Consider the following 13,783-nt stretch of genomic DNA (forward strand, 5'->3'; position numbering starts at 1 on the left):
TGATGAATTTCAGGGCGCTGTATTTATGTATTAAACGGATTTTGGGGATATTCTCATCTCAGGAGAATGATGCAACCTCTGTAATGATTGAGGATATATCAAGCCTCTCTCCTTTTGCGCAGATTCTAGGAGATCAGAAGTACACTGTTCCTGATCATCCAAATCCAGAAGTCCTGAAATTCATCGAGTATCCAACTCGTCCGACGGGCATACAGACATTTAATGAACAGTCAATCCTGTCTCTGTATCGGGAAAAGCTGCACTCAATTTCAATGATGTTAGCTATCAGCGATAGCGACATCAGGGACGATGCATATACATTTACTAATTTAGTATTAAAGCCCTTGGTTGAATATGTTCGCTGGATACATCTTTTGCCAGCTTCCGAAAATCATCATCATAATGGTATTGGTGGGTTACTTTCTCACAGCCTGGAAGTGGCCATACTCTCTTTAAAAAATGCGCATCACTCAGAACTGAGACCAATCGGATATCAAGATGAAGAAGTAGTCCGTAGAAAAGTATATCTCTATGCTGCGTTTATCTGTGGTTTAGTCCATGATGCCGGAAAGGTTTACGATCTCGATATTGTAAGCCTGAATTTAGCTAGTCCGATCATTTGGACGCCAAGCTCACAAAGTCTTCTTGACTGGGCACGTGAAAATGACGTGGTTGAATACGAAATCCACTGGCGAAAGCGTATTCATAATCAACATAATATCTGGTCCAGCGTTTTCCTTGAGCGAATCCTAAACCCGGTATGTCTTGCATTTTTGGATCGGGTAAATAAAGAACGTGTTTATTCAAAAATGATCACCGCCCTAAACGTTTATACTGATGGGAATGACTTTTTGTCTAAATGCGTGAGGACCGCTGATTTCTATTCTACTGGTACAGACCTTAATGTTTTACGTGACCCTATCATGGGTCTGCGTTCTAATGATGCAGCAGCAAGGGCCATTAGTACCATCAAGCACAACTTTACCAGTATCAATATCAACAATTACAATGCTAAGCCTATGCACATCATTATCGTAAATGGTGAGGTATACCTTAACGAGAACGCATTCCTTGATTTTGTTCTCAATGATTTCGAATTACATAAATATAACTTCCCTCAGGGAGAGGCTGGTAAGACGGTATTGGTAGAATCCCTAGTTCAACGTGGTTACGTCGAGCCCTATGATGATGAGCGTGTCGTTCACTACTTCATTCCGGGTATCTATTCGGAAAACGAAATATCAAACATCTTTAGAAATGGGATAGGGAAACTAGAATTCTATAACCTTCTTAAGCTAAGGTGGATTGGTTTAATCTTTGATTCCTATAAAATCCCTGACTCAGTGCCGGGTCTTTTTAGCGTTAATGCCAATAAAGACTTTATTTACATTGACGAGCAAAAAACAGTTACTGAATACAGAAGACCAGTGCCCGGTCGGGACGCTATAACTAAAATTACTGATACTGTTGAGACGGCTGTTCTTAAGGTTAATGATTTAGGCCGCTCCACTGCCTCTATTGATGTTGATATACATTCTAAGAAAAATGAAGGCTCATCCGACGATTTTGAGAAGAAAGCCGAAAGTGATAATGAAATTGATAATGACACGCAGATAGTTAAATCTGAGGGTGAGGAAGCAGCTGATCCTGTCATTCCTGATATAGAAGAAAGTGAAGATGAATCGGCAAAGGACACGGAATCCCATGTCCTGGTCAACCAACTTCATGAACTCCTTTTAAGCGCTCCACTTTCCAATGACTATATAGTGTGTGTAGATGCTGTCCCCTACCTCAACATAGATGCCACTATGGCATTGCTGCCGGGATTAGATGAAAAAGCATTTAGTGAAGAGCCCTATTTCCAACTGACATTCAGAGAAGGCTCTCTCGATGGAATGTGGATAGTAAGGGACATTGACGATCTGCGTTTAGTCCAGCTCGGCGATAACTGCGCCGGGTTCCAGCTCACCTATCATGAGCCAAGAAGGCCAACAACTTTAAAGTCACTTTTCAATACTTCTATGTATCAGGCATTAGTGATTAATGATGAGTCTTCTGTTGAAAACTCTGCCCCACGTCCAAAGCAAACGCTTGAGCTGCCTCCCCCACGTGTAAATGCAGTCGAAGAACATTCTGGCGACGTGGAATATCATGGAACCGATAGTGCATCCGCGACTGGTCCGCTGAAAACTGAGGCTGTGGAATATGAACATTATCAACATCTTTTTGAGGAAGAAGATGAAGAGCATGAGATCATTGATTATACCGATTTCACACAGCTTAGTGTTTCTCGGCCAGAAGTCGGTAGTTGTGCAACAAGCTCTTCGGTCCATAATGAAAAGCTTCTCCCCGAGCCGTCAGAATTACCAGAACTTAACCGAGAACAGAACGCTGATCCCCAGGGTACGATTGAACGCTCTATGGATGTTTCTGTAGGACAAGAAAACTCAGAACCAGATACTGAGGGTAACTGCCCACCACCAGCTGAAGTTGTGTATTCCCAGACCGAAGCAGCCGCAACCAGTGTGATGGCAAGTGAAGAGCCCGCCTTACCTCCTGTACTTGAAGAATCAAATGGAGAGCATGCGCCCACAGACGCTAAGGGGCATCATCTTTCGCCAGCACTGGCCAGACTGTTCGCCCCAACAGCACCGGTAGAAAAACAAAATCCCAAGCGCAACCGGAATAAATCATCGGACAAAGCAGAAGTACAAAAACCAGCATCACCTGTTTCTGGTCACAATCTGAACAGTAAAGTCTTTGCAACTACTGAATCAGACCAAAATGGTGAATTCTCGCTTATAAGCGAAGGTGACGTTACAGAGCTTGAATTTGTAGAAATTGCGTCAGTACTGCATCAAATTCTGTCCAAAATGGAGGTGGCGTTTAAAAGAAAGCGCAAAAACAGATTTATGGTAAGTACTCCTAATACTCTCTATCTGACCCAATCTTGCGTGGAAAAATTTGGGTCGCAGTTAGAGGCTCAAGATCTTTTCAATAAGCTTCCTCAGTACCTCGTTAATTCTGGTGCTGTGATCAATACAAAATGCCATGCATTTAACATGCCTACTTTGCTGGCCGCATCAGACCGGGCGAAAGTGGACATTGAACGAATTATCAATAACCTGAAAGAGGCTGGGAACCTATAATGTCAGATTCGAAGAGGACTAACCTCCATGCACAAGAGAATTTTTATCGGCCTATTCTTGAGTATCGTAGTGCCTCAATACTTTTGATTTGTTCGGTTTCTATGCTTTATATGGGACTTTCTTCAGACGGACTGGACATCGCCCCAATAGTTCTGTTCACCTCAATATTGCTTTTTTTGCTGTGCCTTTATCGTTGCAAAACAGCAGCGCCATTCTTGATGGCTCATTGGCGTGTATTCAAGCGACATTTCATGTTCGTTAGTCTTGATTCACTGCGTGTAATTAACAAAAGTAACTTTTTCTCCAATGAGCGAAAGTATCGTCAACTGGTTCAGGATTATCAAAATAAAAATAAGGATATACCCGAGCGAAAGTCCTATTTTTGTGATGGGTTTGAGTGGGGCCCGGAACATGCGGATCGGGCATATCAAATAGCTAACCTCTCCAGTGATAAACGTGAGATCGAGTTGCCATTCGTCTTCAACCCAATTAAGAGACATTTTGACGCAATGGCTCGTAAGATGGGCGGCAGCAATGCAATTTTTGCTGTGGAACGTAGGGAACCCATATTTGTAACTGAAGACAATTGGTTTGGTCATACTCTGATAACCGGAAACGTGGGTACCGGGAAAACGGTGCTACAGCGTTTACTAAGCATTAGCATGCTTCATCTTGGTCATGTTGTTGTTGTCATAGATCCAAAGAACGATGCAGAGTGGCGAGAATCTCTAATGGAAGAGGCTAAGACCCTCGGTCTTCCTTTCTATAAATTTCATCCTGGCCAGCCAGCATCTTCGGTCTGTATTGATGTCTGCAACACCTATACTAATGTTTCTGACCTAACATCTCGTCTTTTGAGCTTGGTGACAGTTCCCGGTGAGGTTAACCCATTCGTTCAGTATGCCAAAGCTCTCGTTTCCAATGTGATTTCCGGGCTTTCTTACATAGAGAAAAAGCCTTCTATTTATCTGATTCACAAGAACATGAAAAGCCACATGTCTATTGTGAATCTTACAGTCAAGGTAATGGAGTCATGTTACGCGAGATATTATGGTTACGATGTCTGGACCGAAAAAGTTAAGTACGTCGCTAACGAAACCTTGCCGGTACGTTTCAAGCGTCTCGCTGAATGGTTTACGGCTCATTTCATGAATTACGAGGGGTCCGAACAAATAGACTGGTTAGATACTGTTTCCCAGCTTATTGATTACTCAATGTCCGACCCAGAGCATATGGCTAAAATGACCGCAGGTATTATGCCTGTTTTCGATATGCTCATTGAAAAACCTTTAAATGAGCTTTTATCTCCTAACCCGAACTCAGTATCATCAAGAGAAATTGTAACAAGCGAAGGGATGTTCAGCACTGGCGGGGTGCTATACATTTCGCTTGATGGCCTTTCAAACCCCGATACAGCAGCTGCTATTTCTCAATTAATAATGTCAGATCTGACCTCCTGTGCCGGTAGTCGCTACAACGCTCAGGATGGTGATATGTCAGCTAATTCCAGGATAAGTATTTTTGTTGATGAGGCACACTCAGCCATTAACAACCCTATGATTAACCTTCTGGCGCAGGGTCGTGCAGCGAAAATTGCACTGTTTATTTGCACCCAAACCATCTCCGACTTTATTGCTGCGGCAAGTGTTGAAACTGCCAATCGAATTACGGGGCTCTGCAACAATTATATAAGCTTGCGAGTCAACGATACTCCTACTCAGACGCTTGTTGTAGAGAACTTTGGTAAGAGTGCGATAAGCACAAATATGGTCACTTATACGACCGGTTCAGAAACATCTTTGCCGCATAATAACTTCTCAGGTTCAATCTCAGAAAGAAAGCAGACAACTTTAGAAGAGAGTATTCCAAAGGATCTCTTGGGTCAGGTCCCTATGTTTCACATAGTTGCCAGGCTTCAAGATGGCAGGAAGGTTGTAGGCCAAATCCCTATTGCTGTTGCTGAGAAACAAATGAAGCCAAACACAACTCTGTCGGAAATGCTTTTCAAGAAGGCCGGAAAAGTTACTTTGCGTCAAAATCTCGATATCAAAAATCTTAATAAATTTCTAAGGAAGTTGCATTGATGGATGAAAAAATTGTCCTGACGCGCCAGCAAATTTTAAGCTCTGCACTAAAAGTCAGCAAATGTCGCTCGCTCGTAAAAAGGCGCTTTCAGTCTTTGGGTTTAAAGTACGCAGATTCTCAGGAAGTTCGAGATCGGCTAACTAAGATAGAAAAAAACGCGTTTCATCATTTGGGAAAATTTTGTCAGAGCAACGATATCGATTCCCTATTCTCCATGGCAAATACCCTGTCTGAGCTTTTCCTTTTAAAGGGAGAGTTGATCACGACTGATCCCTTTGGGGACCGTGAAACCAGCTACTGGTCGGTACCACAAGGTTCATGCCATGAATGGATTCAATCGCTGACCACCAGCGAAGGTCCTGAACGTAAATTCGTTAGTTTCCGTATTTCTTTCGATAACAATGACGAACGGTGTGATCTTGTAAAGAAGAATGCCCGTATGCTTGGTTGTTATCTTTTGCCTTATTTCGTCGATTTGACACGCACGGTGGGCGCATTCATTAATTTGCCAGGTAGTGTCTCTTTTAAACAAGTACAGCGCATCAAACCCCAGATTCATCCAGAAACAACACATAGTCATATAGTTACTATTGAGGACTCTCCCTTTCTTTCTCGGTTAAAATTTAAAATCATTACTGCCATAGATCGGCTTCCTGACCCTAATGGCCTTTATACAAACACCTTTAACAGCATTATTGACCGTGCACTGCTGACTCATCTCAAAACCGAACAGGAAAAAATAGATAGTCCAAGAGTCTGCAAAAATGTGATTTCGGCTTTTGCCGACTCAACTCTTTCTCTGCCGGTGTTTAACATCGGCCTAAACGAGCAGTACAGATACTGGACGCCGTGGGGCATCAACTTTATAGAATTTTCCCGCCAGGCCGCAAAAGCAAGGACCGCTGTATTTGTTCCTGATGTGGGACAGATCGAGTGGAAAAGCGCAGAGCATAAAGAACTGGCGGAGTTAAGCCTCATCGACCAAATCATACCTAAACAGTACCACTGGCTCCTGGGTATCCCGACGATGTGGCGTAACAACTATTGCAATCACGATCAGAGGCTAGCTCTTTTTCGTGAATGGAGGGAAAGCAATGGCTGCGGATAATACAAGCAGAGCAGCAGTGCTCAGAACAATGCTTTTTTTTGGCATGGTCATTTATTTTGGTTACAGCCTGGCTTTCCAGAATACTGAGGAGCTCAAATATCAGATTACTCAGGAGGTTAATGCAAGCCGGTCCATCATATCAAATGACCGTTGGAAGTCTGTTATTGCAAATAGTGAAGCGACTTTAAATTGGTTGGTACATGACTATAAGTTAATTGACTATCTGAATACTATTCTGATCCCTGACACCAAAAAACCAGCCAGAGGTATTAACATTGTTGCTGAAAAATTTACCTCTATTAATTACACTATGGCCAAAAACATACCCCTCTTACTTTATCAGTCCATTTTCCGGTGGAACTTAATCCTGGGGTGGCTAATCGTTTTTCTGCCCTATCTATTTGCCATGCTAGCAGATGGAATGTACCAGTGGAAATTGAAGAGGTACGTATTTGGTAAGGTTACAGTTCAGTTTTATCGTATTTGGTTTCGAGCATTTTGGGTGATCAGTGCTTTAACGATGGTCTACCTGGTCATGCCGAATATGTCACTATTTAACAATATCGCTCAACTTTTCCCACCAGTCGCTTTATTGATACTGGGAATTGCATTGAATCGCTTGTGGTCTAACTTTCAAAAACTCATGTAAAGGTGGTCAGATGTTAAGCAGTAAAAAAAGGAAGTCCCCTACAAATATCAAAGAATCGCTCAATGATAACGCTGACCGTTTTTATAAGATGTTTCGCATTCATACCACGGCAAAAGTTGCTATGTCGCTAATTGCCATGACCGCTGTAGGGTTTTCTTTCTACAATCTTTACGAACAATGGCAGGACGCTGAAGGGAAGAAAGACCATATAGCTGTAATACGGATTTCTGGCGAGATGGGTACCGGCTCGGAAACGGGCGATGGAACAGTGATCGCAACAGCTCTTGCCAAAGCTTACAATAATCCCCATGCCAAAGCAGTTATTATCGAGGCAGAGTCAGGTGGTGGTGGTCCCTCTGACGCCATCATTATTTACCGCCAGATAAACGCGCTTAAAAACCACCAGCCACAGATTGAACGCGTATCAGATGCCGGTTGCTCTCTTTCATCTGTAGCCGCTGACAAGAGTAACAAAACCGGGAGCACAGAACGTGGCGATGAAGCACGGTCGAAGCAAAACTCCCTCGAAGTACTCTCCAGCGGTACCGGTCGTTTTTTCTCTGATATCGCAGACTCATATAAACCAATCATCGTTAGTGTGAAAGGCATATGCGCATCCGCATGCTATTACGCGGTATCGCCCGCTGATGCAATTTATGCCGACAGTAATGCCCTGATCGGTTCTATCGGTGTGCGTATGGACCACTGGAATCTGTCAGAGATCATGAGCACAGTAGGCGTCAAGAATGAGCCCCTTACGGCCGGTGAGTTCAAAGATGCTCTTGACCCCTTCCACCCATTGTCCGATTCAACGAGGGAGTTCATGCAGAAGGAGATCCTGAACACGATGCATGAAAAATTTATAACTGATGTTGAACTTGGACGGGGTAAAAAGCTTCTCTCGCGTCATGATGCCGATGCTGTTTCTCTCTATTCAGGCCGTGTATGGCCAACACCTCAGGCAGTTAAGTACGGCCTGGTGGATGGAGATCTTACGTCAGTAGAGATCCGTACACGTCTTTCAAAAATGTACTCCACTGACACGTTCAAAAACTACAATGAGCCTCATCGTAATCTCCGTTCTGCACTCGGCATGCTGATGAGCCTGTCTTCAAATATTGAGAGCCTTACCGGTACCACTACCCGCTTGGTAGAATCTGTTAATGCCACCAGCTACCCCTCTGTGAGGTAACATGGATGCTTTCAATCTGCTGTGGAGCATTACGGGGGTAGCTTTCATTATCCTTATTTTCGTCGTGTTGCTGTGTCTGTTGGGTTTTATGACCTCTGCCATAGCGGAACGGCGGACTGCAAAGGCAATTGAATCTGGGCTTCCTGAAGAAGCTCAGGGGCTACTTAGTGATCTCACCTTTCAGTTGTCGGCTCATAGCACTACTCAGGTTGATCACATTCTCGTAGCCCCACATGGTATATACGTCATAGAGCAGAAAAACTACGTAGGCAAGCTCTACGGTACTCTGGAGGAAAGCCACTGGCGGAAATGGACTCAGTCCCGAACCCTCAAGTTGCAGAACCCGTTTAAGCAAAACCAGGGGCACATCAGGGCTATTCAGTCTGCTCTTAAGGCTAGAGAACTGGAATGTATCAATGTCGTCATCATAAACGGACGTTGTAAGTTTGATGGCATCAAGCCGGAATGGTTATGTATGGGGATGGACGATTTTATCCATAAAGTCAAACAACGACGAGGGCTACGGTTGTTCACACCGGAGTCTGTTCAGCACATCTGTTCGGTGTTGAAGTCAACAAGGAAGTCGCCAGGGCTCTATACGGACCTTACTCATATTCACAACATAACGACAAAGTACAAAGCCCCGATGAAATTCGAGCAACGAGTAACATACATTCTGCTCAACTTTATCCATTATCTGTGGGCAAGTCTGTTCACTAAGCAGAAGCCTTAGCGCTCTATCATTGGTAAGGCTGTAAAATGTCTGCAAAAGGCCCCATCGGTAAATTGTTGGGGCTTTTTCTTTGCGTAGTTCTGATACGGTTTATCCTGTGGAGCATTATGGCCACCAGCCAGCTGGTGACTGGCCAACGCTTTGTATGACGTAGCCTACTCAGGGCAGGCTATTTTAGAGGGACCGATTTTTATCCGGGCTAATTTAGAAAGAGATAATTTGAACTTAGGCGGGCTGACCACCAGCAGAGAGGTAAATCACTAGCCGGTGATATTGACAGAAGTCGTCAGGGGTTTAACGCCGGAATATTTTGCCAGGCCTCCTGCAAGGTCTGCAAGACTTCTACAAGTGATAGTGACGGCCACAGGACTGTTTCCGTCATTATCACTCCAGGTGGCTCGCACTCTACTGGTACCAGAATTAAAACAACACGAGTTCCTTTTACCTGGTAGGCAAGGTTTACTGCCGGTTGGCGGTAGGAGGCCAGTACACCCTCACCATATTGAGCAGGGTTACTTGCCCAGTTCCGCACCATTGCATACACCTGAGGCATATACCGACTATCCAGATCCCCTTTGGGCCGTCTGAACGGCACGATTTCTTCTGAGCGGTAGGTGGTCGTTGTTGTATTGGTTGTCATCTTTGTCACCTCCCCTGTTCGTCCATTTAGAGTTTTAAGCTGCTTTACACATCACACTCAACTGATTATTTAAGCTGGTCATCGTCTCTGGCCAGCATAGCCCAACCATTCGACTGGTTTTCGCGGGAGTAAGGATTCATTTCAAAATAACTATCTACCGCGTCGCTGTCCGCAACAGAACTGTTGTTAGCTCTCTTTGAACCCTGAACCACTACAGCATCAACCTCTGCGGCTTTCCCGTTGCGCTGTACCAGGATTTTAACCGTCTTGGGCTTACGTCTTGCGAGCAGTTTGTTGGCGATAAAAAGCACAACAATCCAGGCCAAAAGCACGTATAAAAATTTATTCATAATGCCCTCCTTTGTATGTGATTATTATACCTGCTTCCATTGCAGGCCAAACAGGTTCGGTGTATGAAAAATAGACTTCTCTCCGGCGTATAGCAATCTACTTACTGATCTGTTTTCGTATCAAACTGTATGGCATAACCGAGGGGCGTACGTGGTGAGTCAGAAAGTTACTTTTCCGTAATAGTTAATTTCAGATCCTTCTTCCAGTTACGCTTCAGTATAAAACCGATACCCTCTAATTCAGCATCCTTCACGTTTAATACGCTTCACTTTAAGGCAGGGCTTTTCGGTTGATATGAATTCTTTTTCCGGTTGCTGGACATGGGTTTCATCCTGATAGTTAAAATTGCAGGCTATCAGTCACCACCACCACCTCCTCCTCCTCCTCCTCCACCGCCACCATCACAACCACCAGCTATGCTATTTTCACCATTACAATCACCTCCGAGGGGGTTCAAATGGCTGCTCCCCTGTAGATGGTGTCCTTGCCAGATCGAACCCGAACCAGCGCCTCCTGAGCGTCTTTGCTTGCCCTGAGGCAATTGTGCAGGCTCACCAGCACCGGCGGTCCCAAAAATGTCCCGGGCAATTTTATAAAGAAGGTAAAAAGGTACGCCCAGCATCATAAAAAAGATTACTGAAAATATTACACGTTCCATTGATGATCTCCTGTCTTGTGAGAGACCAGTTATATCAGGGTGATTCAGTATTTCCGTTTAGAAAAGAGTACTAATTTGGCCCTGTTCGATCTTAATTTGCCATCCGGGAAAAAGTCATAGGGATAGGCCTGCCAGAGTCAATAACTTCCAGTGATCTGGAGGAGACCCCGGCTCTCTGAGCCCTCATGGATGGTACGGCTTTACCCCCTGTAAACAGATTCACGTTCCGCAGGACAAACATCGACTACTGACGTCTCATATTTGCTGACGCTAATCCGACGTCTCATTGCCGTCTGCTTGTTTTCTTTAAAGGGTGTATTAGACGAATATCAAATCGGAATGGTAGGGGATGTGTGGGCACCATGCCCGGCCCTCTTTGAGCATCTGAGAGATTGGAGACCTAGCCGGGTAAGATAGCTACTTTCTTACGGGTTACCCTTCAAATCCAAAGACGAAACGGACGCTGCCGTTCTCCACGTGGAGACGCTTTACTTCTTCGACAAATTCCTGGATCACCTCTCCGGCGTTATCGGGTGGTATGGCTGACAAAATTTCTTCCGAAGTCAGCCATGAGTATGAATGTTCACCGAATAAATCATCATCTTCGGACGGTATATCATCAGGTAATCCGCGTAATGCGTGGATAAAAACTGCTGATGTGCTCGCCCTTTCACGATCTACATCAAATCCGAGCCAGGCAAAGTGGAGATATGATCGGTCCCCTTTATAATTGCTTGATAAATTAATCCATTTACCAGGCTTTTCTTCCCTTTGAAATCGCCAGCAGATATCAACGCCCATTAAGAAACTCCATTACTATCGTTCGTATGAGATAACTATCATTTCAGAATACTATGACTTCTTCCCGTATAGAACTAATCGCTCACGCCAACTGGGCGAAGCCAACCGGTTCCGCCACTTCGCTCATTGGTTTTTAGGCGTAAGCACTGAAGCCAGTCTCCATGCTAACTGGCGAGCCTGCGAAAGTCAGACTCGTTGTTATAAAGCGGCATATCGTAAGCGGTGTCTGAAATGAACATGCGGATCTGCTCAAGCGTCATGCCACAATGAAAACGGTTTACGCTCACATTGGCCCGGGGGAAGTCAGCACAAAACGCATTCAAAACATTTTCATGGACAATGCCAATGTTGATCAACGCAGCTGGCCCGTTGTCACGGAAGGATACGACACGGAATCCCCCATACCAGCCTGAATGGGAGAAAAATGAAAATGCGCCGGATGCCAGACCATTAGACAGGTCATAGCGCAATTTCCCGCACAGAGACTGGCTGTCTTTGCTGTACACGCGATTAATGAAAATACCGGGACCAACTTCTACCGGCTGCTTGTTGCTTGCTAAACACGGAAAGCCCACCAGCGAAACCTCCCTTTCTCCTGACCAGTTTACCTGATACCCGGCAGTGAGAAAGTCCGTCAGTTCTACGCCAGAAAGAGCATTAATGGCCGCGATATCGGTAGTCAAAATATTTACGTTTTTCATATTCATCTCATCTTTATTCTAAAGTGCGTTTTTTGTCTATCAGCCCGAGGATTGAAAATTTGAATATTTAATGTGACAGATAAATACCTGTCACTTTTTCAAAAACAGCCTGTAATTGAATATCGAGAGAGTTCATTTTAAAATCCACCAGCTCAGCTTTATTATCGCAAACCAAATAAAAATAGGAGTCAAATGCGTCTGTATCTTCATCTTTAAAAATACGGAAGGAATTAATTTTATCATGCCCTTCAAATTCGGCATGAATACCATAGCGAACCGAGCCGTCATCGAACTGAACAACCCGTCGTACAGAATTAATCCGGACGTACTGTTTTAAGGCCCTCGCGAAATCGGCATTTAACGCCAACGCTCGTAAGATTGAATCAGCGGTTTCATTCTGCTTTTTACGATCGTATTCAAATATCCCACAGCCGGTGTTACGAAAGACCGGCTGAAGAGCATTAACCAGGTTGAAGGAATCCACGTTTCTGTCGTTTCTGTACATGAGATATCTCCTGCCCCTCCGCTATACGAAGGGGCTTGATAGGGTTACTGCCAGGCTGCGATCACTTCTTCGCACTGGAAATGAGATAAGCACTGCTGGAGTAGAAGAGCCAGCACCGCTGTGTTAGGGACGCGATTGTTACACCACGCGTTGAAAAGCAGCTGCCATGGACCGGCATAATACCCGGCCAGTTTCTTTTTTTGTTTAGCTGTACGGCAGCGGGAAATGGCCTGCTGATAAAGGCTTTCATTCTCATCACCAGCCCGTTTTTGCAGAGTGCGATAAATATACGAATAAAGACTGTCAGAACAGTTTGAAGCGTACGCCAGTTGTTTTTTCATAATACCTCCTGTTTAGAAGTATTATATGTAAACAGCCTCAGCGGCTAATAACCCGTAGCAATATAATTTGCATTTTTTCTATTTCTGAAGACGCTTTTTAAATTAATATTTACTGAGTTATCACAACTTATTATTCTTCCCGTCTGCTGTTTTATTAATCCCCCAGTTAGTAATCACGCCAAGTCGGCGCAATTTTTCACGTTGTTCATAAATAAAAAAATCGCCAAGGCAGTCTTTTAAAACTTCACTATCCTGATATTTTATTTTTTGAAGCATCCTCGCAACTATGGCGCGTTTCAGGAATATGGCTGCATCAGACTCAAGCATTTGTGAGGACTGTCTGACGGTCTCCTGCATGTCGACGATACTGCTGAGCTTTCGTCTGACCACGCTTAGCATAGTGTCCGGGAACCGCTTAGCGGCTGAATGTAACCCGCAACAACGTTACGCATTGTTTTACTCACTGCAATTTTCCATTTAAGTCTGTTTGTTCCACCAGCTGCTAACATCAGCGTTATTCATCCTGAGGTTTCGCCCGCGATTGACAGATCAGAGGCAGCATGGATGAAATTGCCAGAGTAGATCACTGCATACGCGAATAGTGGTTTGTATTCAGTTCTGCGTTTGCCTGCTTTTCCAGTGCTGTCATAACCCGGCGGAGCATCGCCAGAGCCTGAACAGGCGAGCTCCCAAACTGCACTTTCACTTCAGCCGTATCATGATCCTGAATCAGGTCGAGTATATTCACTTCGATCCCTGCCCCGTTTTCATCTTTTGCCGTGCACTGAATACTTACCCGGGTCACCGAATCCGTCAGGACTGGCAGTGGGTTAGTTTTGTCTACGTTGATAACAGCCTTCTTCATTGCCC

General features: G+C 44.5%; 15 protein-coding genes. 6 read left to right on the forward strand and 9 right to left on the reverse strand.

Annotation, left to right across the window (positions count from 1 at the left end; genetic code table 11):
- The first annotated feature begins 2 nt into the window (after positions 1–2).
- Genes mobH through PGQ95_RS23230 form a run of 6 tightly spaced genes read left to right on the forward strand, consistent with a single transcriptional unit; the run spans position 3 to position 8,916 of the window.
- A complete protein-coding gene (gene mobH / locus PGQ95_RS23205) occupies positions 3–3,149 on the forward strand; it encodes a MobH family relaxase (RefSeq protein WP_001011151.1) in 3,147 nt (1,048 codons plus the stop codon).
- The gene (traD, locus tag PGQ95_RS23210; protein ID WP_001284076.1) at positions 3,149–5,233 is read left to right on the forward strand and encodes a conjugative transfer system coupling protein TraD; all 2,085 of its coding nucleotides are present in this window, start codon (positions 3,149–3,151) and stop codon (positions 5,231–5,233) included. Before mobH ends, traD begins: the two co-directional genes overlap by 1 nt.
- The gene (locus tag PGQ95_RS23215) at positions 5,233–6,342 is read left to right on the forward strand and encodes a hypothetical protein (protein WP_000343599.1); all 1,110 of its coding nucleotides are present in this window, start codon (positions 5,233–5,235) and stop codon (positions 6,340–6,342) included. The genes traD and PGQ95_RS23215 overlap by 1 nt, the downstream gene beginning before the upstream one ends.
- The gene (locus tag PGQ95_RS23220) at positions 6,329–6,991 is read left to right on the forward strand and encodes a DUF4400 domain-containing protein (RefSeq protein WP_000718549.1); all 663 of its coding nucleotides are present in this window, start codon (positions 6,329–6,331) and stop codon (positions 6,989–6,991) included. The genes PGQ95_RS23215 and PGQ95_RS23220 overlap by 14 nt, the downstream gene beginning before the upstream one ends.
- A 10-nt stretch (positions 6,992–7,001) precedes the next feature.
- Positions 7,002–8,183 carry a S49 family peptidase gene (locus PGQ95_RS23225; protein ID WP_000952983.1) on the forward strand — a complete coding sequence of 394 codons (1,182 nt, stop codon included), beginning with the start codon at positions 7,002–7,004 and terminating at the stop codon, positions 8,181–8,183.
- A 1-nt stretch (position 8,184) separates the two neighbouring features.
- Positions 8,185–8,916: a nuclease-related domain-containing protein gene (locus tag PGQ95_RS23230; protein ID WP_000338612.1), complete on the forward strand. Its 732-nt coding sequence runs from the start codon at positions 8,185–8,187 to the stop codon at positions 8,914–8,916.
- Positions 8,917–9,202: 286 nt separating this feature from the next.
- On the opposite strand, the gene PGQ95_RS23235 is transcribed toward PGQ95_RS23230, so the two are convergent.
- The 9 genes from PGQ95_RS23235 to PGQ95_RS23275 form a co-directional block, all read right to left on the reverse strand.
- Complete coding sequence (locus PGQ95_RS23235; protein WP_000210769.1) at positions 9,203–9,556, reverse strand: hypothetical protein; 354 nt, start codon at positions 9,554–9,556, stop codon at positions 9,203–9,205.
- Between the two features lie 65 nt (positions 9,557–9,621).
- On the reverse strand, positions 9,622–9,906 hold the full coding sequence (locus tag PGQ95_RS23240) for a hypothetical protein (RefSeq protein ID WP_001032029.1): 285 nt from the start codon (positions 9,904–9,906) through the stop codon (positions 9,622–9,624).
- Positions 9,907–10,262: 356 nt separating this feature from the next.
- The gene (locus PGQ95_RS23245) at positions 10,263–10,565 is read right to left on the reverse strand and encodes a hypothetical protein (protein ID WP_000442694.1); all 303 of its coding nucleotides are present in this window, start codon (positions 10,563–10,565) and stop codon (positions 10,263–10,265) included.
- 432 nt (positions 10,566–10,997) lie between these two features.
- The gene (locus PGQ95_RS23250) at positions 10,998–11,366 is read right to left on the reverse strand and encodes a hypothetical protein (RefSeq protein ID WP_000537761.1); all 369 of its coding nucleotides are present in this window, start codon (positions 11,364–11,366) and stop codon (positions 10,998–11,000) included.
- A 164-nt stretch (positions 11,367–11,530) separates the two neighbouring features.
- Complete coding sequence (locus PGQ95_RS23255; RefSeq protein ID WP_000800252.1) at positions 11,531–12,067, reverse strand: hypothetical protein; 537 nt, start codon at positions 12,065–12,067, stop codon at positions 11,531–11,533.
- A gap of 67 nt (positions 12,068–12,134) precedes the next feature.
- On the reverse strand, positions 12,135–12,572 hold the full coding sequence (locus PGQ95_RS23260) for a hypothetical protein (RefSeq protein ID WP_000286107.1): 438 nt from the start codon (positions 12,570–12,572) through the stop codon (positions 12,135–12,137).
- A 44-nt stretch (positions 12,573–12,616) separates the two neighbouring features.
- The gene (locus tag PGQ95_RS23265; RefSeq protein WP_000744346.1) at positions 12,617–12,913 is read right to left on the reverse strand and encodes a hypothetical protein; all 297 of its coding nucleotides are present in this window, start codon (positions 12,911–12,913) and stop codon (positions 12,617–12,619) included.
- 120 nt (positions 12,914–13,033) lie between these two features.
- Positions 13,034–13,312 carry a hypothetical protein gene (locus PGQ95_RS23270; protein WP_000953953.1) on the reverse strand — a complete coding sequence of 93 codons (279 nt, stop codon included), beginning with the start codon at positions 13,310–13,312 and terminating at the stop codon, positions 13,034–13,036.
- Positions 13,313–13,496: 184 nt separating this feature from the next.
- Complete coding sequence (locus tag PGQ95_RS23275) at positions 13,497–13,778, reverse strand: hypothetical protein (RefSeq protein WP_000710431.1); 282 nt, start codon at positions 13,776–13,778, stop codon at positions 13,497–13,499.
- Positions 13,779–13,783 lie beyond the last annotated feature (5 nt).

Source organism: Klebsiella sp. 141240 (genome assembly GCF_050600805.1).
Lineage (GTDB): Bacteria > Pseudomonadota > Gammaproteobacteria > Enterobacterales > Enterobacteriaceae > Klebsiella > Klebsiella aerogenes.

Bases quoted from the DNA above. Each gene is read 5' to 3' on its own strand.
- mobH (WP_001011151.1), top strand. From the start codon at position 3: ATGAATTTCAGGGCGCTGTATTTATGTATTAAACGGATTTTGGGGATA.
- traD (WP_001284076.1), top strand. From the start codon at position 3,149: ATGTCAGATTCGAAGAGGACTAACCTCCATGCACAAGAGAATTTTTAT.
- PGQ95_RS23215 (WP_000343599.1), top strand. From the start codon at position 5,233: ATGGATGAAAAAATTGTCCTGACGCGCCAGCAAATTTTAAGCTCTGCA.
- PGQ95_RS23220 (WP_000718549.1), top strand. From the start codon at position 6,329: ATGGCTGCGGATAATACAAGCAGAGCAGCAGTGCTCAGAACAATGCTT.
- PGQ95_RS23225 (WP_000952983.1), top strand. From the start codon at position 7,002: ATGTTAAGCAGTAAAAAAAGGAAGTCCCCTACAAATATCAAAGAATCG.
- PGQ95_RS23230 (WP_000338612.1), top strand. From the start codon at position 8,185: ATGGATGCTTTCAATCTGCTGTGGAGCATTACGGGGGTAGCTTTCATT.
- PGQ95_RS23235 (WP_000210769.1), bottom strand. From the start codon at position 9,556: ATGACAACCAATACAACAACGACCACCTACCGCTCAGAAGAAATCGTG.
- PGQ95_RS23240 (WP_001032029.1), bottom strand. From the start codon at position 9,906: ATGAATAAATTTTTATACGTGCTTTTGGCCTGGATTGTTGTGCTTTTT.
- PGQ95_RS23245 (WP_000442694.1), bottom strand. From the start codon at position 10,565: ATGGAACGTGTAATATTTTCAGTAATCTTTTTTATGATGCTGGGCGTA.
- PGQ95_RS23250 (WP_000537761.1), bottom strand. From the start codon at position 11,366: ATGGGCGTTGATATCTGCTGGCGATTTCAAAGGGAAGAAAAGCCTGGT.
- PGQ95_RS23255 (WP_000800252.1), bottom strand. From the start codon at position 12,067: ATGAAAAACGTAAATATTTTGACTACCGATATCGCGGCCATTAATGCT.
- PGQ95_RS23260 (WP_000286107.1), bottom strand. From the start codon at position 12,572: ATGTACAGAAACGACAGAAACGTGGATTCCTTCAACCTGGTTAATGCT.
- PGQ95_RS23265 (WP_000744346.1), bottom strand. From the start codon at position 12,913: ATGAAAAAACAACTGGCGTACGCTTCAAACTGTTCTGACAGTCTTTAT.
- PGQ95_RS23270 (WP_000953953.1), bottom strand. From the start codon at position 13,312: ATGCTAAGCGTGGTCAGACGAAAGCTCAGCAGTATCGTCGACATGCAG.
- PGQ95_RS23275 (WP_000710431.1), bottom strand. From the start codon at position 13,778: ATGAAGAAGGCTGTTATCAACGTAGACAAAACTAACCCACTGCCAGTC.